This is a genomic window from Salmonella sp. SJTUF14076, from assembly GCF_015534835.1.
Taxonomy (GTDB): domain Bacteria; phylum Pseudomonadota; class Gammaproteobacteria; order Enterobacterales; family Enterobacteriaceae; genus Salmonella; species Salmonella enterica.
In genome coordinates, this window is record NZ_CP064674.1 from 3326007 (window position 1) to 3347163 (window position 21157).

The 21157-nt window shown below is 48.7% G+C and carries 22 protein-coding genes, 1 tRNA gene and 4 pseudogenes; 18 read left to right on the forward strand and 9 right to left on the reverse strand.

All coding sequences use genetic code 11. The features are described from left to right. Positions 1 to 23: 23 nt before the first annotated feature. A complete protein-coding gene (gene rclA / locus HU143_RS16230) occupies positions 24 to 1349 on the reverse strand; it encodes a reactive chlorine resistance oxidoreductase RclA (protein ID WP_000195929.1) in 1326 nt (441 codons plus the stop codon). Positions 1350 to 1564: 215 nt separating this feature from the next. Here rclA and rclR point away from each other — a divergent pair, with 215 nt between their 5' ends. Further along, positions 1565 to 2419 (forward strand): reactive chlorine-specific transcriptional regulator RclR, encoded by an 855-nt coding sequence (rclR, locus tag HU143_RS16235; protein ID WP_000339621.1) that lies wholly within the window; start codon positions 1565 to 1567, stop codon positions 2417 to 2419. 50 nt (positions 2420 to 2469) lie between these two features. On the opposite strand, the pseudogene HU143_RS16240 reads toward rclR, so the two are convergent. Then, positions 2470 to 2736 (reverse strand): annotated as a pseudogene (locus HU143_RS16240) (efflux RND transporter permease subunit); the annotation flags it as partial. Between the two features lie 3 nt (positions 2737 to 2739). On the opposite strand from HU143_RS16240, the pseudogene HU143_RS16245 reads away from it, so the two are divergent. The 8 genes and pseudogenes from HU143_RS16245 to HU143_RS16275 form a co-directional block, all read left to right on the forward strand. After that, positions 2740 to 3114, forward strand: a pseudogene (locus tag HU143_RS16245) (ATP-binding protein); the annotation flags it as partial. Between the two features lie 199 nt (positions 3115 to 3313). Then, positions 3314 to 3559, forward strand: coding sequence for a hypothetical protein (locus HU143_RS16250; protein WP_023227370.1), 246 nt, complete (start codon positions 3314 to 3316; stop codon positions 3557 to 3559). 424 nt (positions 3560 to 3983) lie between these two features. Beyond that, positions 3984 to 4346: a GtrA family protein gene (locus HU143_RS16255; protein WP_000915520.1), complete on the forward strand. Its 363-nt coding sequence runs from the start codon at positions 3984 to 3986 to the stop codon at positions 4344 to 4346. Continuing rightward, positions 4343 to 5269: a glycosyltransferase family 2 protein gene (locus tag HU143_RS16260; RefSeq protein WP_023227369.1), complete on the forward strand. Its 927-nt coding sequence runs from the start codon at positions 4343 to 4345 to the stop codon at positions 5267 to 5269. The genes HU143_RS16255 and HU143_RS16260 overlap by 4 nt, the downstream gene beginning before the upstream one ends. Then, positions 5250 to 6902, forward strand: a complete 1653-nt coding sequence (gene gtrC1, locus HU143_RS16265) for a putative glucosyltransferase GtrC1 (RefSeq protein WP_077909990.1) — start codon at positions 5250 to 5252, stop codon at positions 6900 to 6902. The genes HU143_RS16260 and gtrC1 overlap by 20 nt, the downstream gene beginning before the upstream one ends. 385 nt (positions 6903 to 7287) lie before the next feature. Further along, positions 7288 to 7506 carry an IS3 family transposase gene (locus HU143_RS24595; protein ID WP_001728138.1) on the forward strand — a complete coding sequence of 73 codons (219 nt, stop codon included), beginning with the start codon at positions 7288 to 7290 and terminating at the stop codon, positions 7504 to 7506. A 34-nt stretch (positions 7507 to 7540) separates the two neighbouring features. Next, positions 7541 to 7955 (forward strand): annotated as a pseudogene (locus tag HU143_RS24600) (IS3 family transposase); the annotation flags it as partial. Continuing rightward, positions 7927 to 8049, forward strand: a pseudogene (locus HU143_RS16275) (integrase); the annotation flags it as partial. The pseudogenes HU143_RS24600 and HU143_RS16275, both read left to right, overlap by 29 nt. Positions 8050 to 8070: 21 nt before the next feature. On the opposite strand, the gene HU143_RS16280 reads toward HU143_RS16275, so the two are convergent. Then, positions 8071 to 8147: transfer RNA gene (locus HU143_RS16280), tRNA-Arg, on the reverse strand. 254 nt (positions 8148 to 8401) lie between these two features. On the opposite strand from HU143_RS16280, the gene fimW reads away from it, so the two are divergent. From fimW to fimZ, 4 genes are all read left to right on the forward strand, one after another. Continuing rightward, positions 8402 to 8998, forward strand: coding sequence for a fimbria biosynthesis transcriptional regulator FimW (gene fimW / locus HU143_RS16285; RefSeq protein WP_023227366.1), 597 nt, complete (start codon positions 8402 to 8404; stop codon positions 8996 to 8998). 161 nt (positions 8999 to 9159) lie between these two features. Then, complete coding sequence (locus HU143_RS16290) at positions 9160 to 9471, forward strand: diguanylate cyclase (RefSeq protein ID WP_031622541.1); 312 nt, start codon at positions 9160 to 9162, stop codon at positions 9469 to 9471. Between the two features lie 18 nt (positions 9472 to 9489). Further along, positions 9490 to 10212 carry a fimbria biosynthesis regulator FimY gene (gene fimY / locus HU143_RS16295; protein ID WP_023227364.1) on the forward strand — a complete coding sequence of 241 codons (723 nt, stop codon included), beginning with the start codon at positions 9490 to 9492 and terminating at the stop codon, positions 10210 to 10212. 603 nt (positions 10213 to 10815) lie between these two features. Continuing rightward, entirely contained in the window at positions 10816 to 11448 is a 633-nt protein-coding gene (fimZ, locus tag HU143_RS16300; RefSeq protein ID WP_000801273.1) for a fimbria biosynthesis transcriptional regulator FimZ, read from the forward strand. Between the two features lie 45 nt (positions 11449 to 11493). Here fimZ and sfmF read toward each other — a convergent pair whose 3' ends face one another. From sfmF to fimA, 6 genes are all read right to left on the reverse strand, one after another. Further along, entirely contained in the window at positions 11494 to 12012 is a 519-nt protein-coding gene (sfmF, locus tag HU143_RS16305) for a fimbria assembly protein (protein WP_000577507.1), read from the reverse strand. A gap of 9 nt (positions 12013 to 12021) precedes the next feature. Continuing rightward, positions 12022 to 13029 carry a type 1 fimbria D-mannose specific adhesin FimH gene (gene fimH, locus HU143_RS16310; RefSeq protein ID WP_000708662.1) on the reverse strand — a complete coding sequence of 336 codons (1008 nt, stop codon included), beginning with the start codon at positions 13027 to 13029 and terminating at the stop codon, positions 12022 to 12024. Between the two features lie 14 nt (positions 13030 to 13043). Next, positions 13044 to 15656, reverse strand: a complete 2613-nt coding sequence (locus HU143_RS16315) for a fimbrial biogenesis usher protein (protein ID WP_023227363.1) — start codon at positions 15654 to 15656, stop codon at positions 13044 to 13046. A 30-nt stretch (positions 15657 to 15686) separates the two neighbouring features. Then, complete coding sequence (gene fimC / locus HU143_RS16320; protein WP_023227362.1) at positions 15687 to 16379, reverse strand: type 1 fimbria chaperone FimC; 693 nt, start codon at positions 16377 to 16379, stop codon at positions 15687 to 15689. Positions 16380 to 16422: 43 nt separating this feature from the next. After that, positions 16423 to 16956, reverse strand: coding sequence for a type 1 fimbrial protein subunit FimI (fimI, locus tag HU143_RS16325; protein ID WP_023227361.1), 534 nt, complete (start codon positions 16954 to 16956; stop codon positions 16423 to 16425). 74 nt (positions 16957 to 17030) lie between these two features. Further along, entirely contained in the window at positions 17031 to 17588 is a 558-nt protein-coding gene (gene fimA / locus HU143_RS16330; protein WP_000681028.1) for a type 1 fimbrial protein subunit FimA, read from the reverse strand. A gap of 546 nt (positions 17589 to 18134) precedes the next feature. Between fimA and folD the strand changes: the two genes are divergently transcribed. The 5 genes from folD to HU143_RS16355 all read left to right on the forward strand — a co-directional run bounded on the left by folD (position 18135) and on the right by HU143_RS16355 (position 21139). Next, positions 18135 to 19001 carry a bifunctional methylenetetrahydrofolate dehydrogenase/methenyltetrahydrofolate cyclohydrolase FolD gene (gene folD, locus HU143_RS16335; protein ID WP_000729165.1) on the forward strand — a complete coding sequence of 289 codons (867 nt, stop codon included), beginning with the start codon at positions 18135 to 18137 and terminating at the stop codon, positions 18999 to 19001. 1 nt (position 19002) lies between these two features. Then, positions 19003 to 19215 (forward strand): ribosome-associated protein YbcJ, encoded by a 213-nt coding sequence (gene ybcJ / locus HU143_RS16340; RefSeq protein ID WP_000190278.1) that lies wholly within the window; start codon positions 19003 to 19005, stop codon positions 19213 to 19215. Between the two features lie 127 nt (positions 19216 to 19342). Further along, positions 19343 to 19888, forward strand: coding sequence for a metal-dependent hydrolase (locus HU143_RS16345; RefSeq protein ID WP_023227360.1), 546 nt, complete (start codon positions 19343 to 19345; stop codon positions 19886 to 19888). Then, positions 19881 to 20318 (forward strand): STM0539 family protein, encoded by a 438-nt coding sequence (locus HU143_RS16350; protein WP_001038573.1) that lies wholly within the window; start codon positions 19881 to 19883, stop codon positions 20316 to 20318. The genes HU143_RS16345 and HU143_RS16350 overlap by 8 nt, the downstream gene beginning before the upstream one ends. Further along, entirely contained in the window at positions 20315 to 21139 is an 825-nt protein-coding gene (locus HU143_RS16355) for a DUF2145 domain-containing protein (RefSeq protein WP_000819118.1), read from the forward strand. The genes HU143_RS16350 and HU143_RS16355 overlap by 4 nt, the downstream gene beginning before the upstream one ends. The last annotated feature ends 18 nt before the right edge of the window (positions 21140 to 21157 follow it).

The following is a 21157-nucleotide window of genomic DNA, read 5'->3' on the forward strand; positions in this document are numbered from 1 at the left end:
AACAGGGCTACGTTATTTATGTTTTATTTAATGAGAGAGAAGAGATCGTTTAAAGACTCACTCATTGTAGGATGGGTAAATATCTGGTCGCGTAACACCGTATAAGGTAAATCTGCATCCATAACGGTTTTAACGATATTAATCATTTCATGAGAATCGACGCATAACAATGACACCCCTACAATACGCTGCGTATTCACGTCCACTACCGCTTTTAGTACGCCACGAGTATCGTTCATAACACGGGCGCGAGGGATCGCCGCCACCGGTAATGTCACCACCTGCACCGTTGCGCCGCTTGCCCGCGCTTGTTCTTCCGTCAGCCCGACACGAGAGAGCGGCGGCGTCATAAAGACGGAATACGGAACATTCTGGCGATCGCGGGTACTGCGTTTGCCATCTCCCAATAACCCGTCGCGTACAATACGAAAATCATCCAGTGAAATATAGGTAAACTGCAACCCACCGGTAACGTCGCCCATCGCCCAGATATTGTCCGCCGTGGTACGCAGGTAATCATCCACGATGATCCCGCCACGTTCGTTCACCGCCACGCCAGCGTTCTGCAACTGTAAGCCAGCCGTCGCCGGTTTTCGCCCCGACGCCACCAGCAGGGCATCCACAAGATGCGCGCCTTCCGGCGTTTCTACTTGTACCGCGCCCTCCTTTGAGGATACGGCCTGTACGTTGGCGTTTAAAATCAGCTCGACGCCCTTTTCCTGTAAAATGCGGGTAATTGCCTGCGCGATATCCCGATCTTCACGAGGCAGGAATTGCGGCGCTGCTTCAAAGATAGTGACCTTCGTACCGAAGTTGGCGAACATTGAGGCAAATTCAAGGCCAATATAACCGCCGCCTAAAATCCCCAGCCGCGCCGGACGCTGGCTCAGGCTGAGTAGCCCGGTGCTATCGAACACCCCTGCCGTCGTTGTTAAGCCCGTAATAGCCGGGATCACCGACTCTGCGCCAGTATTAATGAAGATCTTTTCTCCCCGTAACACCCGCTCGCCGTCCGCCTGAAATACCCGTAAGGTATGGTTATCAATAAACTCCGCCCTTCCCTCAATCACATCGACATTGTCCAGGTCGGCAAGATTATGAAAATTTTTGTCGCGTAAAAAATTTACGACCGCCGCTTTGCGTTGCATGGCGACAGAAAAATCGCCCTCACGTTCCGCATCATGCACCAACGTTTTCGTTGGAATACAGCCAATGTTGATGCAGGTTCCGCCAAACATACTGGCGGACTGTTCGATAATCGCCACGCGCCATCCCGTCTTCGCCAGAGTTGCCGCCAACGTTTTTCCTGCCTTGCCAAAACCAATAATGAGCGCCTGATACTGTGTCATCTTCTTTCTCCGCCAAATCACCATCTGTTTGTCAGGACAAGTATAAATAACGTCAAAAAAGACAGGGTTATCCGTAACGCGCCAATTTTTGTCTTATCGTCTAAATTAGCGGTTAGCAAAAATAAGGGTAGAAATGACATTGAGTCAGAAATATAGTGTTCAGAGACAGAAATGGTGATCCCTATTTTTGAAAAAGAATCTGTTCTGGAGTCTATATGGATGCGCTTAGTCGGCTATTGACGCTTAACGCCCCTCAGGGCTCAATCGACAAGAATTGCCCGTTAGGCGGCGACTGGCAGTTGCCGCACGCCGCTGGCGAACTATCGGTGATTCGCTGGCATACCGTTACGCAGGGCGAAGCGCAACTGGAAATGCCTACCGGCGACGCCATGACGCTTACGCCGGGAAAGGTGGTGATTCTGCCGCAAAACTCCGCCCACCGTTTGCGCCAGTCTGGCGAAGCACCGACACATATCGTGTGCGGTAGTCTACGTCTGCACACGACGTCACGTTATTTCCTTACCGCGTTGCCGGAAGTGTTATGTCTTGCCCCGCCGCCGCATAGCCCCGCCAGTATCTGGCTTAACGCCGCCATTTTGCTGTTACAGCAGGAGTCAGAACACCATTTACCCGGCGCTGATGTCTTATACAGTCAGCAGTGCGCCACGCTGTTTACCCTCGCCGTTCGCGACTGGCTATCGCAGGCTGGCACGGCGAAAAGCGTGCTCAATTTATTGCTGCATCCCCGGCTGGGCCGCGTGATCCTTCACATGCTGGAAACACCGGCGCATCCCTGGACGGTCGAAACGCTGGCGCAACGGGTACACATGTCGCGGGCGAGTTTCGCCCAGCTATTTCGCGACGTGTCCGCTACAACGCCCTTAGCCGTGTTAACAACGCTGCGCCTGCAAATCGCCGCCCAGACCCTGTCGCGTGAAGCGCTGCCGGTGATGGTGATTGCCGAGTCGGTAGGTTATGCGAGCGAATCTTCTTTTCACAAAGCTTTTGTCCGTGAATTCGGTTGTACACCAGGCGAGTACCGCAAACGGGTCAACGCGCTCGGACGATAAACGTAGGCTGAACCCGCCTGCAGTTTGACGCCGCAGGCGGGCGACACACATTATGCCGCAAGGCGACGATGCCTGCGCAGCCACATCAGCTTGTAGGCTGCCGGAATGATAAACAGCGACAGCAGCTGCGCGGTAATCATGCCGCCAATCATCGGCGCTGCAATACGGCTCATCACCTCAGAACCCGCGCCGGTCCCCCATAAAACAGGTAGCAGACCGGCAATAATCACCGCTACCGTCATGGCTTTTGGCCGCACCCGGAGCACCGCCCCGTGGTAGAGCGCCTCATTGAGTTTTTCTGCCGAAAAGGTGTTGGGAGCTTGCGCTTTGAAGGCCGCGCCTGCTGAATCACCGGCGATCCCATCATGCTACGCAGAGCGATCAGTAATTTACTCTCTAATACGATGCGCTATACGCCGCCGGGTAAAACCATTACTCTTCGGATAAAAGAAGCGGACGACCAGATACATATTATTGTTGAAAACCCCGGTACGCCAATCGCGCCGGAACATTTGCCGCGCCTTTTCGATCGTTTTTATCGCGTTGATCCCTCCCGCCAGCGTAAAGGGGAAGGCCGCGGTATAGGCCTGGCAATTGTAAAATCCATCGTCATTGCGCATCAGGGAAAAGTTTCTGTCACCTCCGATACGCGCGCTACTCGTTTTATTTTGACATTACCCAAACACCTCCGTTGAACTGTAGCGATAGTGAAAGGCGCTATCACTAGCCAGCAAAATACTCTGACATCATCGTCATTATCCCGTCACGCGCCAGCCCCAACAACTGTTTTATTATTTCTCTTATTAACCCACACCGGAGAAATAAGATGAATAAGTTTACATCCCTTTTAGCTGTCGTTTTTTTATTTCAGCTGGCGTAAACACCGCAGAGAAAATGGAATCCCGCCAATTATCCGCCACAGCACATGAGATGATGAATAACGGTGACGCCTTCGCGCATCAGCAAATGGCTCAGACACAGAAAGCCAGCGCCCCGACCGCTGTGGAACATGCGACCCCCTTTTCTGAAATAGACGACTATGAAAAAGCAATGGTCATCCATCAATCGATGAATAATGCCCATTCTTTCGCCCACGAGATCCAGGCTGAGGAGCACCATAAACAGATTAAACGCAATTAGTTATTTACATATTAGCGTCACGTACTGCGGATGGCGCAACGTCGCCGCCGCAGAAGCTTACGGATTAACATAATTTTGAGAGGTTAAATGGCGCGCCCTGCAGGATTCGAACCTGCGACCCACGGCTTAGATGTTTCTGGAACTACTTGAGCTAACAACAAGTTATCCCATTACTACGGCACTCACACTCGCCCCATCTTCGAAAAACATGCAAAGCCTTGCAAGCCGATGCAAAGCTTTGTGTGTCCCGTTTTTGTCCCAAACCACTTAGCAATCAGCAGCCCCAATTGATCGGTAACAACGATCAATTAATAAGATAACAATAAGTTTAAACTATTAAATATCACATTATTGATCGTTTATATCGATCAAAGCAATTTGTAGTGCTACACTCCAGACCTTTCCGAATCCGCTGATTTTCATAATGTTGAAGTTATTCGCTAAGTACACATCGATCGGTGTTCTTAACACGCTTATTCATTGGGGCGTATTTGCTTTTTGTGTGTATGGGATGCATACGCATCAGGCGTTGGCGAACTTTTCCGGTTTTGTTATCGCTGTATCGTTCAGCTTCTATGCCAATGCGCGCTTCACCTTTAACGCCAGCACCACCACGCTTCGCTACATGATGTACGTGGGATTTATGGGAACACTGAGCGCTGTTGTTGGCTGGATGGCTGACAAATGCTCCTTGCCACCACTCCTTACTCTTATCACCTTTTCAGCTATCAGCCTGATATGCGGATTCATTTATTCAAAGTTCATTGTCTTTAGGGATGCGAAATGAAAATCTCGTTAGTCGTTCCGGTCTTCAATGAAGAAGCCACGATACCTATTTTCTATAAAACGGTTCGCGAGTTTGAAGAGTTAAAACCGTATGAAGTTGAGATTGTTTTCATCAACGACGGAAGCAAAGATGCGACTGAATCAATAATTAACAAAATAGCTGCATCTGATCCGCTCGTTATTCCGCTTTCGTTTACGCGAAACTTCGGTAAAGAACCTGCTCTTTTCGCGGGGCTCGACCACGCAACCGGGGATGCGGTCATTCCTATTGATGTCGATTTACAGGATCCGATAGAAGTAATCCCCCATCTCATTGAGAAGTGGCAGGCTGGCGCAGATATGGTGCTGGCTAAGCGCTCAGACCGCTCAACTGACGGGCGCATGAAGCGTAAGACAGCTGAGTGGTTTTATAAGCTGCACAACAAAATCAGCAATCCGAAAATCGAAGAGAACGTTGGCGACTTTCGGTTAATGAGTCGTGAAGTTGTCGAAAATATTAAATTAATGCCAGAACGTAATCTGTTTATGAAAGGCGTTCTGTCATGGGTGGGCGGCAAGACTGATGTAGTTGGATACGCCCGCGCTGAGCGTGTTGCCGGCGATTCAAAATTCAATGGCTGGAAATTATGGAATCTGGCGCTGGAAGGAATAACTTCTTTCTCAACATTTCCGCTCCGCATATGGACGTACATTGGATTGTTTATTGCAGGTATGTCGTTCCTTTACGGTGCATGGATGATTATTGATAAATTAATATTTGGAAATAATGTTCCTGGCTACCCGTCTCTTCTTGTTTCTGTACTTTTTCTGGGTGGCGTTCAATTGATAGGAATAGGTATTCTTGGGGAATATATTGGCAGGATTTACATAGAAACAAAAAAAAGGCCTAAGTACATAATTAAGAATGAGAAGAAAAATGGTTAACAATAGATTAAAAATGGTAATTGCTATCCTTATAGTTTTCTCGTTGGTGTATTCAATAGGATTTATCACACCAATGAACTCTGATGACTATACTTATGCCCTAAGAGAGCTTTCGCTTTCTAGCGTAAAAATGCACTATTTGGGATGGAGCGGAAGGGTTGTGTCAGATACGATCAGCACATCTCTATTAAAGTTTTTCTCCCCGCATATTTACAATGCAATAAACTCAGCAGCGCTAACATTAATGGTGTTGTGCTGGACAATGATCCCAGCTACATTAACAAAGTCGTCACCGTCCCCATATGTGATGATTTTCTTATTTTTCTTATACTTCATTGCAAATCCAGCCCTCGGTCAAACTAACTTCTGGCTTGTTGGGTCAGCAAATTACTTATGGACCAACATGTTCATTGCCATTTATATACTAATTTCTATATATTTAAGCAATGGTAAAAAATCCAATTTAATACTCTTTGTATATGCCATATCATCGATATTTGCAGGTTGCTCAAATGAAAACACATCTCTTGTAGTTGTATTAATTTCTGTAGCATATTTCTTTATAATGAATAGAAATAAATATTTACTGATTGGCGTATTCGGATCTGCAATAGGCGCAGGGGTTCTCCTGCTGGCTCCGGGAAACCTATCCCGTGCGTCTACAATACAAGACTGGTACAACCAACCACTTGCATGGAGGGTTCTTGAGCACTTTTCAGAAAGGCTGCCATCAGCAATGGGGGCATATTGGCAGGTCTATATTGCATTTATAATACTACTAATCTCTGTAGTGTTATCAAGGAATAGTAGCAGCAAACTTATGTTTGGAAGCTTTTTATTCATACTGGGTGCAATTGCTGCAAATGTTGCGTTCCTTGCATCTCCTGCAATGCCCAGCAGGGCTCTCAATGGAGCACTCTGCTTTATGATTCTTTCGATTTCCTTTGTTGCTCATTCTGCATTTACGAAATTTAACAAAGCTTCCATTTATTTATCTATTACTACATATGCAATGGCTTTTTTATATTTCATTCCATCATACATTCTCTATTACTCATCAATTAAATCAATAAGCAAACAAACGGAGATTAGGGAAGAAATAATAGACAGGGCGAAAGATAACAAACAAGATCAAGCGATAATTCCTGATTATTACTTTCCACCGGTACTGCATGCAGGCCCAAGTCTTGATACGTTTAACAGTGAAGCAATGTCTAGATACTACGGGATTGATGTAAAAATAACTGCTCCAGGATTTTTCGACTATTCGCGAGCCTTTAATCTCAAACCTCTTAATATTAACGCAAAAATATGTAACAACGTTTATATAAAATCATTATGGATATATAAACAGCAAATGGGCATTAAAACCTTTGTAATATTTGAGTTTAATAAGAATCCTGCTGATTCTCTTGATGAGAATACAGCGATGTTCATTAGCTTAAAAACAAAGGATGGAAAAGTTATAAATGCAGATGTCGACAAGAAGACATTTCAAATAGACGGAAGATGGCTTTCAGGACGGGCGATTAACGGCATAGATTCAAATGAATTAGAATCAATTACATCTGGGACATGGGACGTTAGAACAGGGGCGAGGACAAATGAGAATATTACGGAAATAATTAAATAACATTCATGTATAATTAATGTTCCCCGCCACCAATGGGTAACGGGCGGCGGGGATTCCTACATATCGTATGTCACAAATGCCCCATCAGGTTTCTTAGCAAGAAGTCGCAATGCGCCATCAGTCCCAAAAAAGAACCCAACGGAGCCATAGTGCATTAATCCAGACTCCGGCAACTGACCAATACACGCAGGATACGCATGTGCCCAAAGCCCATCCGGTTCAACTCCACCACAGATGCAGGAACACCGTCTTTTAGTGCGGATAAACTGACCCCTACTGGTTTCACTACCGGGTAAAGGAATCTGATAATCTGCGGTCAATGTGAATCACTACAGGTTTAACAGACACCTCAGATCCATTTAAGATGACTTAAAGAGAGGTGCCTATGAGCGGTAAACGTTATCCCGAAGAGTTTAAAATTGAAGCGGTAAGACAGGTTGTTGAGCGCGGCCATTCTGTTTCCAGCGTCGCAACACATCTCGATATTACTACCCACAGTCTTTACGCCAGGATAAAGAAGTACGGGTCGAACTCCTCCACCAATAAAGAAATAAAGAGCAGTCAGATGATCAGACCGGAATCCGCCGACTCCCGAAAGAGTTGAAGCGGGTTACTGACGAACGGGACATATTAAAAAAAGCCGCAGTAGACTCAATTGGTCACTGCAACCATGAATGACAAAAGATGGAGTCCTGAATGCGCTCCTGATGGCCGTGTGGCGACATAATCACCCGCTATGAATGGCAGTCGATCCTGAAATCGCACGGACTGGAGGGCAGTATGAGCCGTCGTGGCAACTGTCATGAAAATGCGGTTGCAGAAAGCTTTTTCCAGCTACTGAAGCGTGAACGGATAAAGAAAAAGATCTACGGAACGAGAGACGAAGCCAGAAGCGATATTTTTAATTACATAGAAATGTTTTATAACAGTAGACGTCGGCATGGTTCGAGCGAGCAGATGCCACCGGCTGAATATGAAAACCTATATCATCAACGACTCAGAAGTGTCCAGGTTATCCGTGGCGATTCACAGATATGCTCACCTTGCGCCTAATCATTTAACGGAACACGCGAGGGAAATAGACGACATTTTTGGTGATGATGTCCCAAATATGTCCCATATGGAAAATAAGGAGGAAATAAAGAAGCGTAACGCGTTGATTTATAAGTGGCGCGCCCTGCAGGATTCGAACCTGCGACCCACGGCTTAGAAGGCCGTTGCTCTATCCAACTGAGCTAAGGGCGCCTTGTGAAGTGAAGACTTCGTGTAGACGAAACGCGAGAATTATACGGTCAGGCACTCCTGAGTCAATGGCTTTTGTTCTGGTTGCTGACTAAGTGTACGAATATCGTCTTTTCTGGCGCAATGCCAGGTTCCAGGAAATCGCCTGGACACATCTCAGCACGCATAAAGTGGGAATTAAGGCCGCCAGTATTTAGAAAATCAATAAGTTTCTTTAATATTTCACCATGATTCACCTGCCGTGTAGGATATTTTTTATGCTGAGTATCGCTATTAAGGAACAAAACAGTCACTTTGAGCATGGGTTGAAAATCATCATGACGCGTCTGGCGAATCAATGGCAGCAGAAAATTGACTTTCTGCCGCCAGAAGAGATAGATAATGCCGATATCGCTTTCCTGGCCCTGGATGATGATTGGTTCAGCGCAGGCTGTTACCAGAGACCTATGCATACCCGACATCAGCTACGGGTAATTATTTGTAATAAATGCGATAAAGAAAAGCTCATGTTCAGACCATGTCTGTATATGCTGCCGCATATTTATCGGGAAGATGATGTTGAAGAAATTACCCGGAAAATGATATTGATCTTACATAAGCGAGCGCTTCGACATAGCGTCCCTTCTGGCATTTGCCACTACTGCACGACTCGTCATTTTTCAGTAACAGAACGTCACCTGTTAAAACTGATCGCCAGCGGTTATCATTTAAGCGAAACGGCCGCTTTACTTTCACTTTCTGAAGAGCAGACAAAGTCACTCCGCCGGAGCATTATGCGAAAATTACATGTTAAAACGGAGCAGCAGTTTTTAAAATATATTAGAGTTAACCTTCATTTCTTACTCAGTAAGTAAACTAGCTTAACTTTTCACAAGGCTTACGAAATATCTCACCAATAATTAAGTAACGATACCTACAGGCATTTTTTTAACGCTGCCACAATGATGCCCATAATATCCTGATAGATTCAGGAGTCGAAAATATATAGCTGCATCATAAATGCCTGGAGGAGTGTCTGGTGGCACAGGGTACTTTATTAAAGGAAAGGATAAATCCCCCACACCGGGCGTCTTCGCCAACACGCCATTCATATCTTAACAGCGGATTGTTAAAATCTGAGCCAATCGTTAATCTCTCAACTGCGCAATTAATCAGCTATGAGGTCCTGACGCAACTTCCGTCAGAACATGATAGCGAAGTTTTTTTTCAGCAGTTAATGCTGATGGAAGGCATTGAAACATCAGAGCAACGAAGCATTGCTTTTTACGCTGGTGCAACGATGGGACAAGGTTATTTATGGCCAGCCATATTACCAGATATATATTAGAGCAATGGAAAAAGCAGGATGCGCAGCGTACCACGCAGGGAAAGACACCGCCGTTTAAGAAATGCCAAAGACTGCGCCTGCCGTTATCACTCTCCAACGCCGCAGATATTTGATCGCCTTGAGTTACTGGACCAACAGCTTAATTATGCCTTGCCGGTTGGTATCATTTCCCAGGCAATAATTACAACTGATAACTACCTCGGCTATTCATTGAGTCACTACTTATTTTCCGGAAAACGTACCGCTGCATTCCGCTCATTAGATGACATTTCTTTGTGGATTGAAAAGGGGTCGCTCAGACAACTGATTGTAGATATGGAGGCGCTACCTGTCTCCTGTATTGAGGCGCTTAACCAGCTACGCGCGCTCAGTTGGCAACAAAGCGATATCCAGATTTACCTGCTGGTATCAGATAAAACCCCCGCTATAACACAGTTTATCCGTATGGCTGGGCGTTTTTTTGTCCTGTCGCGACGACAAAATCTGGCCTCAGTACGCGAAGCCTTGTTATCAGCCGCCAAACCTCGCTTATCGGAAAGCTTTAGCCGTACTGACTGGTTGATGATTGAAACTTTAGCGCAAGGCGCCTCTTTAAAAGAAATAGCACGTCAGCAAAGCGTACCTTATCATCGTGTGGTTTACCGGATTAAACAACTTATCACCCTCCTTAACCTTCCCCACAGGCAAAGCTTTCTTCGGCTGGTCCAGCAGCCAAACGTTACTTTCCACGACATTTTTTAACGAAGTAACGTTTTGGTGAATAAGATTTTTTAAGAAATTACTTATTTTCACTTCCATTAAATGTAAATATTTCACATAAAATTAATATTTACAACTCGTCCTGGTAAGCGATAAAAAATTTTTTCTTACATCGTCCCCTGTTCCTCCTCGTTTTTCGAGGTCTCCAGCGTCAACATCTTTCCGTTATTACATAACAAATACTAAACAATTAGTCTTTCATATTATTTTTATACTTAAAAACAACAGTTTAAACTACTCAATGTCAACTCTAAAGAAAATAGCTCCGCCACGAACAAATTTTCTATAACGTCACAGAATATCCTACCCGCTATCCATAATTCGCATTTCGCAAGACTTTTCCGAGAAATCAGACCAGGTATAATCCATATTGTTTTTACTTAATCAGAAATTTCTTTTTTGTTGGTGCGAAATGGATATTCCACATATTTATTACTCTTACGAAAAATAGCCAGTCAACAGGGAGGTCTCATTCTTTATTATTGCTCCACTGTGTGGTGTGTAGATCTGGCTATTTCACAATCTTTAAGGTGTCTGACGCTTATTCTAAAACGAAGGACGCATAACAGTCTGAGGCATACAACAATGAAACCTGCATCTGTTATCATTATGGACGAACACCCTATTGTAAGAATGTCGATCGAAGTTTTACTCGGTAAAAATAGCAATATTCAGGTTGTCCTGAAAACGGATGATAGCCGAACAGCGATAGAGTATCTGCGCACTTATCCTGTTGACCTTGTCATTCTGGATATTGAATTACCGGGCACCGACGGCTTTACCTTACTTAAACGAATCAAATCTATCCAGGAACATACCCGGATACTTTTTTTATCGTCGAAATCAGAGGCTTTTTATGCCGGAAGAGCAATAAGAGCGGGCGCAAACGGATTTGTAAGTAAACGCAAAGACCTCAATGATATTTATAATGCGGTAAAAATGATTTTATCCGGCTATTCTTTTTTCCCATCTGAGACGCTTAATTTCATCAGTAATACCCGTACCCCCAAAGGCGGGCACCATGATATGCCACTATCTAACCGCGAAGTTACCGTGCTGCGCTATCTGGCCAATGGAATGTCTAACAAAGAAATTGCCGAGCAACTTTTATTGAGTAACAAGACTATCAGCGCGCATAAGGCCAATATATTTTCTAAACTTGGCCTTCACTCTATCGTTGAGCTTATAGATTACGCCAAATCACACGAATTATTGTAAATGTACTCCCGGCGAATTATCGTTCGGGAGCCACAATAACGGACACTAATTGTAATTGATCAGGAAGGTCGCATCCGCGTTAGCAAGACCGGGCTGCACGCCATCGGCTAAGGCGATATAGTTCGCATAGAATTTCAGGGTAGCATTGCCATTGTTGTCAATATCGACGGCCTTGCTGGCCTGTTCAAGCGGCAATCGACGTTGATCGCCATCGCGAATTTCAATCGCCAGTTTTTGCGCCATTGCCGTATCAGCAAGCGCCAGTAATGCCGTGCCGGGCGCTGGCGTCCCGGAAAACGTTATAGACGCCGACCCCGGCGGGCAGCCTTCAAGTTTTAGGCTAAAGGCTACCGGTTGCGTGGCGTCACCGGCGGCGTGAAGCTGTTTTGTCGGCCAGGTGCCGAGGTTAACCGATTTGTTACTGTCGCCCGCCACCACGGCGCAGGTAAAATCCACCACGTTACCGCGCAGTTCAATATTCACTTCGCCCAGAGATGAGTTGGCCTGACTCAGCGGGCTGAACAAAACACAACCGATAGCGATGAAAACGCGCCGAAAGATCATTATGCCTCCTTAATCATAATCGACTCGTAGATAGCCGCGCGCAGTAAACGGCCCTTCCGCCGGTTTATTCCCCGTCACGCTGATCGGCCAGGCGCGAATACCTACGCGAGCGGCGGCGTTATCATCAAGATGAAACGGAATTTTACTCGACAAATTATTGGGTGTGAGCGGCGTACCGTTGCTATTAGCAACCACAAAGCCTAAATCCGGATTATCGGACACCATCGCCTGCCCTGAGGCCTTTTCGGCTTCAAGCCGCATAGATAAATAGGCCTGCGCCGCGACGTTGGTACATTTAATAGCGATAGTTTTCGTTTGCGGCGTGACGCCTTGCGGACGATTACCCGCCCCCGCCTGACTAAATAACGACGCGCCGATATCGCCGAAATCAAACTCCACGACCTGTCCGGCATTCACTTCGCAGTTTTGCGGTACTTCCACTTTGCCGCTGTAGCTAATGGTATATACCGGCGTGCTCAACGCGTCGCCGGTAGAGGTCGTCACATAGACAGTAAACATTGTCTGGCGAGGGATCGTCACCATATTAATAAAAGGCCGTATCACTTTTAATTTAAAAACCAGCTTTGAGTCCTGCACGCCAAACGGCTTTTGCTGCGACACGTTAGAGTCGACGCCCATGCGAATATAGTTACGGGGCGGATAAAATACGCCAGCGACACTATCGGTTATGCTCATCGCACCCAGGAGGTAGTCATTCAACTTGAGGTATTTAAAATTTCCTTCGGTGCTTCGTACCGGTAATTCTGATACATAGCTTCGGTAGGTATAATTTACCGTTGTCCCCGCCGGGCACGTCGCGTTTACGCCGACCCAACCTGATTTTTCCGGCAGCGTAACCACCTGTCCCGGCTGATTATTGCCGCTGGTGAAAACATCTGACAGGTCGTAAAAAATATCGGTCGCCGTCCCGTTTGAATTGCGGCAAACCGTCGCCAGCGCGGGATGGGTGAAAAAGAGCGCGGTCCCCGCCAGCAATAGCGCTGAGTATATTTTCATCTCTATTTTTCCTTTTATGACGCTGGACGGATACAGGTTGCGCTGGCTATCGTAATCGCCTGCTTCAGGCTATCCTCCGCCAGGGCGTAAGGGGCGATACAACGCGCGTTTTTCCCCTCTCCCCACTGGATGAACAGTTCACCTTTTAGCGGCAAGCCGCTCAGATAAATTTGTCCGTCATCGCCGACCATGCTGGTAATGCCGCTGGCGGTTTCTCGTACTATCGCGCCAAACGGTAACGGACGTCCGCCAAGCCTCGCGGTAATGATTGCCCTTACGCCTATCCGCGTATCAAAAGCGGCCCGCACCAGCGCGCCTTCAGTCGGCACCACGCTGCTGACGTTATTTTCGACATCGGTATGGTTGTCCATCGTGTTGGTATCTAACGCGACGCGGTTATAGCGATATACCGTGGCGTAGGGCATTACCGCATAGCCCCGCCAGTCCGTTTTCACGCCGGTCTGGTTTTCGATGCGCACGCCTTTCGCTCCCGGCGCTTTAATCAAGACATTGGTATCGCCCAACGGTTGGCTAAACGTAATACCATCCGCATGACCGACCACGCCGCCGGAAAGTTGCCAGTTATAGTCATGCTGATCGCGATCGTAGTTATATCCCACGCCCAGCGTGCCATACGTCGCCTGCCAGCTAGCGCTGGCGCTGCCGCTATAACCATTGCTACTGCTACGCCCTTGCGTCACGCTGTAGCTCAGATTACGTCCTTCCAGAAGCGTGCCGCCCACGCCGGTCTGCCAGCTATTGTCGCCGTCGCGGTTGCGGTTGGCGTTAAACGTGGCATAAGTACGATCAAGAATAGTGTCGCGCGCATAACGCCGTCCGGTCAGAACGCTAAACGGAACGGACATATTGAATGCCAGAATGCGGTCGGCGCCTGAAATCCCCACCGACTCGCTCCACGACCATGACAGCGAATAACTTATGCCTTGCCATCCACTGGCGTATCCCAGTTGATACCAGGTATTGGTATCCGCCGTATTCCAGTAATTTTGTTGACTGCCGGAAAGATACAGTGACCCGTAATCCCCCAGGTTTTGCGAAATATTGACCTGAAAGCGGCCTTTTTTGCTGTAACGGAGATTGTGGTAGCTCTGCGCCACCGGCACTTTATGGCGGCGTCCGTCGCTATCGTATTCGTAGTCGTACCCTTCCATGCTGCGGTATGCCACATCATCCAGGGTGTAAAATCCGCGTGTGGAATAGCGGTAACCCAGCAATTGAAAATTAGTCCCGTAATTATTCAGCGATTTGGCGTACAGAAAACGCAACGATTGCCCCTGATGGGTGCTGTCATCTGCCAGTTGGCTACGCGCATGTGTGACATCGACCGACACAGCTCCCCAGTCGCCCAAATTTCGCCCCGCCCCGACCACCACGGCACGGTAACGATCGGCAAGTTGCGTACCGCCGTAAGCCGTCAGCCCCGCAGGCAGGCCGGCAATCACCGTTCCCTGGAAAAAGAATGGCGAAGACTGCTGACTATTGCCGCTGCGAAAATCCCCGGCCACCAGGTCATATTTCACCCTGCCCTCACGCTGCAATAGCGGAACGGTAGAGTAAGGCACCGTGTAACGTTGTTGGCTACCGTCTTTTTCATCTACCGTCACCTCAAGGTCGCCGCTGGAAGAGGTAGGATTAAGATCGGTAATCGCAAACGCGCCCGGCGACACATAGCTTTGGTAGATAACATACCCGTTCTGTCGTATCGTCAGCTTTGCCGCCGTCCGGGCGATCCCTCTGACCGTGGGGGCGTAGCCCTGCAGGCTATCGGGATACATATTGTCAGAAGAGTACAGCCGCGCTCCGCGAAAGCCGACGCTGTCGAAAACATCGTTCCCGGTATTGCTGTCCCCCATGACCAGTTCGCTTTTTAGCGGAATGATGGCGCGCTGTACCCAGGTGCCAATGTTGTTCCAGCGTTGCGAATGATAGCCGTCCCCTTTCGAATAGTTCCAGGCTCCGTTATTACGCAACCGCCAGGGGCCATAGTTCAAGCCACTCAGCAGACTCAAAAAATAGCTATCGCTGTCTGTTCCGCGGCTACCGGTAAAACTGTAATTAATGAGTGCGGCGGGTATCCCTTCATCCCACTCTTCCGGCGGGATATAGCCACGCGCGCTGTTGAGCAATGACGCCTGCGGCAAGCTAATGTTTAAGCGCATCGACGCGAAATCGAACGCGACCTCCGCGCCCGGGATTTTCTCAGGAAGGTGAATACACGTGGTATCGACGCCTTTATCTGAGACAGGGAACACCGCGGTATTCACGCCCAGCCGTTTAATCCACTCCGGTGTAAAACAAGGCATCAGGCCGCCGGATTTATCGCCGGCACCCACGGCGCCCGCCTCAAAACGAATATCCTGCGTCGCTACGAATTCGTCGTTACGCCAGATATCCACCCGGTAAATACCGGGAGGCTGATGATTACCTTTTTCAAAGCGAGATAAATCCGCCACGGACGCGGTATCCGCCGACAAAAACGCAGGGTTGAAATAACTTTCGCCGCGGCTCGTCAGCGGACACAGCGCCGCCAGCACCGACAGCGCCACGCCGCTTAACGGTGATACATAGCCGGGAAATCGCCCTACAAACCAGGTTGTCTTCTTCATCGTGTTCTCGTGTGGCTTCACGCTCTCTGCTTAACCGAGACTGGCCGTTGTCGCCGACGTCAATGCGCCGTAATCATTGACGGTCTGAAATGTCACGCTGCCCTGCGCGCCAGTCGGTAAGGGAATTTGCATGTCGCTTTTTGGCGCGATCATCACGTTATCAATCTTTTTCGCGCCCACGCTGATATTGACCAGCGTGAGGTAATAAGCAGATGGGTTGGTTATCTTGAGATGGTTGCCGACACGGGAAAATTTCAGCAAGGTCGGCGCGTCTTCCGGCGTCTGCGGCAAATTCGCCGGACGCACGAACAGTTTGATGCGCGACAGAATCGCCAGTTGCAGAACGTTTTTTCCTTCAATATGACTTTTATCGACCGACGGGATGGCTTTCACGTTCATCCAGAATAACGACTCCCGATCCCCGGGTAGCGGTTGCCCGGCGTAGATAATACGCAGCGTGTTTTCGCTTTTGGGTTCGCTGACGAATAAAGGCGGCGTAACGATAAACGTTTTTTCTTTCTGCTCGGCGTTATTTTCGATCCATGAATTGACGAGGTAACGTTCTTGAGTATCGCTATTACTGATTGCCAGAGAAGTCTGCTTCGCCGCCGAGGGATAAATAACTCGCGTGGCGCCTAATGCAATCCCCCCCGCCGCCTGTACGTTCAGCGAAGTAAATAACGTGAGAAGAACAATAAAGCCTACTTTTATACTATTCAGCATGGTAAAAAATACCTTTTGCATTGAGTCACGTCGGCAAGAAAATTCATGGGTAAACCAGCGTAAACCACACTTCTGAATGAATTCGTCCCGGCGTCATATTTTCTGAAATTGCCCGATAGCGGGCGGTAAAATGCAAAGTCATTTCTGACGTTAAAATGGGCGCGTAATGAAGCGGTAATGTGTTAGGTATGATTTGCCGCTGCTGGTCATCAAATAACGCCAGGCCGATTCCGGCATTACCGATACCTTCGCCGCTGGCCAGAAAAACATGGGGATCTTCCGCAGGCGTAACGCCGGCAAACGCAATGCCGACATGACGCCAGACCTCCGCGCTACAGGAGATTAACCGTAACGAAAATGGAACGCTGACGGGAGCGAAGCTGCCAGGACCGGTAAACGCATTCGTGCGGTACTGTCCCATCAGTACGCGCAAATCCTGGCTTTCTGTGGCGACAGCGCAGCCGCCATTGACCAGTTGTCCGCGCAGGTGAATACGCCCGCTCTCCACCATTACCGGCTTCGCAATAACGGGCGACATCAAAGTAAGCCCCACTAGCGCCGCGCCTTTCCTTATCATCTGCTATGTTCTCTTTTATCCCCGATAGCCTCTTCCGTTGAGGCGCCTCCCTTCCCTGGCGTTCCCTGACGGGATTATTCGTATTTCATGATAAAGGTGGCGTCGGCATTAGCCTGGCCTGGCGTCGCGGCGGCGGCGGTTGCCTTATAGCGTGCGGTAAAACGCAGCGTATTGGTGCCTTCAACCAGCGCCTGCTTCGCCGAGAAGGTCGCGCCGTCCGGCTTCAACGGTGAGGAGGTGTTATCAAGAATCTCAATCCCGACGCCGGTTGCGGTAGTGCTATTGTCCGCAGAGGAGACCGCCAGCAAATTAGTGTTGGTGTTATCTGCCTGACCAGAGAAAGCCACGGCAGCGGTGGCCGCCACTTTTGGATCGCAGTCATTCAGGACGATGGAGAAAGGCACCTGCGCGGTCGTATCACCAATCGCCGTAAAGCTGGCGGTACGGTATTGACCCAGCGTCACCGTTTGATCGGCGGATTTAGTGCTAACGGCACAGGCTGCATTAACCAGTTTACCTTCGAAATGAATAGTACCGCCACTCACGCTCACCGGAGTAGGATCAGCCGCAACCGCTGCGCCAGCGACAAACATCAGACTCGCAATAGTAGAGGTCATTAATTTATGTTTCATGGATTTCCCTTGAATTACACACACCCGGTTTCGGCATCCTGTCGGCTCCGTTTGAATTATTATCGACATAGCATGTCAGAAAAGTTATCTCTGCATCCTGTAAAGATAGATATCGCAGATTAATTAGTTTTCTGTTTCTCCCCTGAGTATCAGACGCAGTAATTAATCTTTGCGAATATGACATTTCGTCACGGTAATAAATTAAACATTTCGCTAAATAAAAAACAGCCGCAAACTCTTTTAATGACCTAAGCTAATTCTTATTGGGATATAAGAAGGGTCTAATCTTATTTTGTATAAAATGTCGCATTATGCCGCCTGATGCTATTAACGGCGAGGGATTACGGTAACCATAGCCAGGGTGATGAATTGTTTCTTTTTGGTTAATCATGGCGCGCTTACGGGTCACGTCTCAGTATCGTCAACGGACGGGGGAGACGTCGCGTTTGCATCGGAAACACAAACGTTAACTGACAGCGAGGCCCGCTTCTGACAAAATAGCGTTATCCCCTTTGACTTGAAGTAACAGATGGAATCTTCTCTCTGATGGCAGCAAAGATTATTGACGGTAAAACGATTGCGCAGCAGGTGCGATCTGAGGTTGCTCAAAAAGTTCAGGCACGCGTCGCAGCAGGTCTTCGCGCTCCCGGCCTGGCTGTGGTGCTAGTCGGCAGCAATCCGGCCTCACAGATTTATGTCGCAAGCAAACGTAAAGCGTGCGACGAAGTGGGATTCGTCTCCCGCTCCTATGACCTGCCAGAAACCACCAGCGAAGCCGAACTGCTGGCGCTTATCGATACTCTGAATGCAGATAACACGATTGACGGTATTCTGGTGCAGTTGCCTTTACCGGCAGGCATCGACAACGTTAAAGTGCTGGAGCGTATCGCGCCGGATAAAGACGTAGACGGTTTTCATCCTTATAACGTCGGTCGTCTGTGCCAGCGTGCGCCGCGCCTGCGTCCCTGTACGCCCCGCGGTATTGTGACCCTGCTTGAGCGTTACAATATTGATACCTACGGCCTGAATGCGGTGGTCATTGGCGCGTCCAATATCGTTGGACGCCCAATGAGCATGGAGCTGCTGCTGGCTGGCTGTACGACTACCGTTACGCACCGCTTTACCAAAGATCTGCGTCATCATGTCGAGCATGCTGATTTGCTCATTGTCGCCGTTGGTAAACCGGGCTTTATTCCCGGCGAATGGATTAAAGAAGGCGCAATTGTGATTGATGTCGGTATTAACCGTCTGGAAAATGGCAAGGTCGTTGGCGACGTCGTGTTTGACGAAGCCGCGGCGCGCGCGTCATACATCACGCCAGTACCGGGCGGCGTCGGCCCGATGACGGTCGCCACGCTTATCGAAAACACGCTGCAGGCGTGCATTGAATATCACGATCCACAAGGAAAATAACATGGCGACATTCTCTTTAGGCAAGCACCCGCACGTCGAGCTGTGCGATCTGCTCAAGCTGGAAGGCTGGAGCGAAAGCGGCGCGCAGGCGAAAATCGCCATTGCCGACGGGTTGGTGAAGGTTGATGGCGCGGTTGAAACGCGTAAACGCTGCAAAATTGTCGCCGGGCAAACCGTTAGCTTCGAAGGCCAAAGTGTGAACGTCGTGGCCTGATACAGAGTGCCGGATAGCGACGCAAAGCGTCTTATCCGGCCTGATTACGCTGTCTTTTCAGATAATCATCCACTTAATCCTCTGCGTTCCAACTGCTAGCATGGCTATTTCCCTGTGAACGATCGCTATGCCTACCGTTATCACCCACGCCGCCGTTCCTCTGTGTCTTGGCGCAGGCTTAGGCCTGAAAGTTATCCCTCCTCGCCTGCTGTTTGCCGGTGTTGTGCTGGCGATGCTCCCCGATGCCGACGTGCTGGCCTTTAAATTTGGCGTCGCCTACGGCAACGTGTTCGGCCATCGCGGATTTACCCACTCTTTACTTTTCGCATTCGTCCTCCCCCTGTTGTGCGTACTCGCGGGACGACGATGGTTTCGAGCTGAGCAGGTGCGCTGCTGGCTGTTTTTAACCGTTTCATTGTTGTCGCATAGCCTGCTGGATTCGATAACCACGGGTGGGAAAGGCGTCGGCTGGCTGTGGCCGTGGTCAGATGAACGTTTTTTTGCGCCCTGGCAGGTGATTAAAGTCGCGCCGTTCGCGCTTTCAAGCTACATCACGCCGTATGGACACCAGGTCATTCTCTCAGAATTGCTGTGGGTGTGGTTGCCGGGAAGTATTTTAGTGTTATTTCTATGGGTACTTAAAACGCATATTAAAAGGAATCAATATGAATAAAATGACATTCGCCGCCGCGGTCATCTGTTTCTCATTTTCCCACGCCAGCTATAGCGAAGAAATGTCTGCCACTGGCTGGTATGCGGCATCGTCTGCGGTTGTCAGCGTGGGCAGTTCCGCACTGGTTAGCGGAATTATACTCTCCCCCGTACTGCTGCCGCTCAACCTGAGCATTGGATCTGTTGTCGAAAATAAAAAGCAAAAAACCGCGCTGTTAACCACTAAGTCCCCCGATAACAAAGACATTAAAATGCAAGTTCCGCTACATGTCGTCAAAGAAGGCAACCTCAAAGCAGGTGATAAAGTCACTCTGGAAAAAACGCAGGAAGGCACCGGCGCTTATTTGAAAAAAGAGGGCAAGGTCCTCGCCCATATGGTAAATCAGGACGACGCAGGACTTTCCAGCAACCAGACGGTACCGGCCAAATGAAGCGGTTCGCGTTTGCCCTGTGGCTCAGCGCAATCTCGCTCAACGCTTATGCAGACAGTGCTAACTGTCACCAAAAAGCAAACACGCCGGAGAGCATCGCAGCGACAATGGATCAGGCGCTACAGCTCAAACAACAGCTTAACAGTCAATCCGATCCGGTCGTCATTCTGGTTCGCCAGGGGCAAGATATGTCGAGCCGACATTTAACCTGGTCACATGCTGGCTATGCCATGCGCCAGCCAAACGGAGACTGGCGGGTTTACCATAATCTGAATACTTGCGGAACCGCTGAATCAGCGCTCTATATACAAGGTCTGTATGAGTTTCTGGCTGATGACCTGGTGAATCAGAGCATTGCCGTTTTGCGCCCGCGTTCAGATATCGCGACGGCATTACAAACGCTCTTACATAGCGCTATCAAACTCAATCTCTTCCACAGTCCCCGCTATAACCTGATTGCGTGGCCTTTTTCCGGCCCTTATCAGAATTCGAATGGCTGGCTTCTCGAAGTGTTTGCGCGAGCAAACGATGCGCAGATTTGGTCACGTAATGATGCCCGCCGCTGGTTGCAGCTTCAGGGTTATCAACCCTCTATCGTTAGTGCTGGCACTTTTGAACGATTAGGCGCAAAACTGTTCACCCCTAACGTTTTCACCGACGATCAGCCAGCAGAATTGCTGCGAAAAGGAAATGTGGGGCTAAACAGCGGCGACAGCGTCATCCGCTTTATTGCCCATTACAGCCGGGCAATGCCCGGGTGTGAACATCAGAATCTGGGGGAGTCGGTGTGTGTTTATCTTTCGCCCGGCGCGAAAAAATAAAAAAACAGGCCGTTCTAT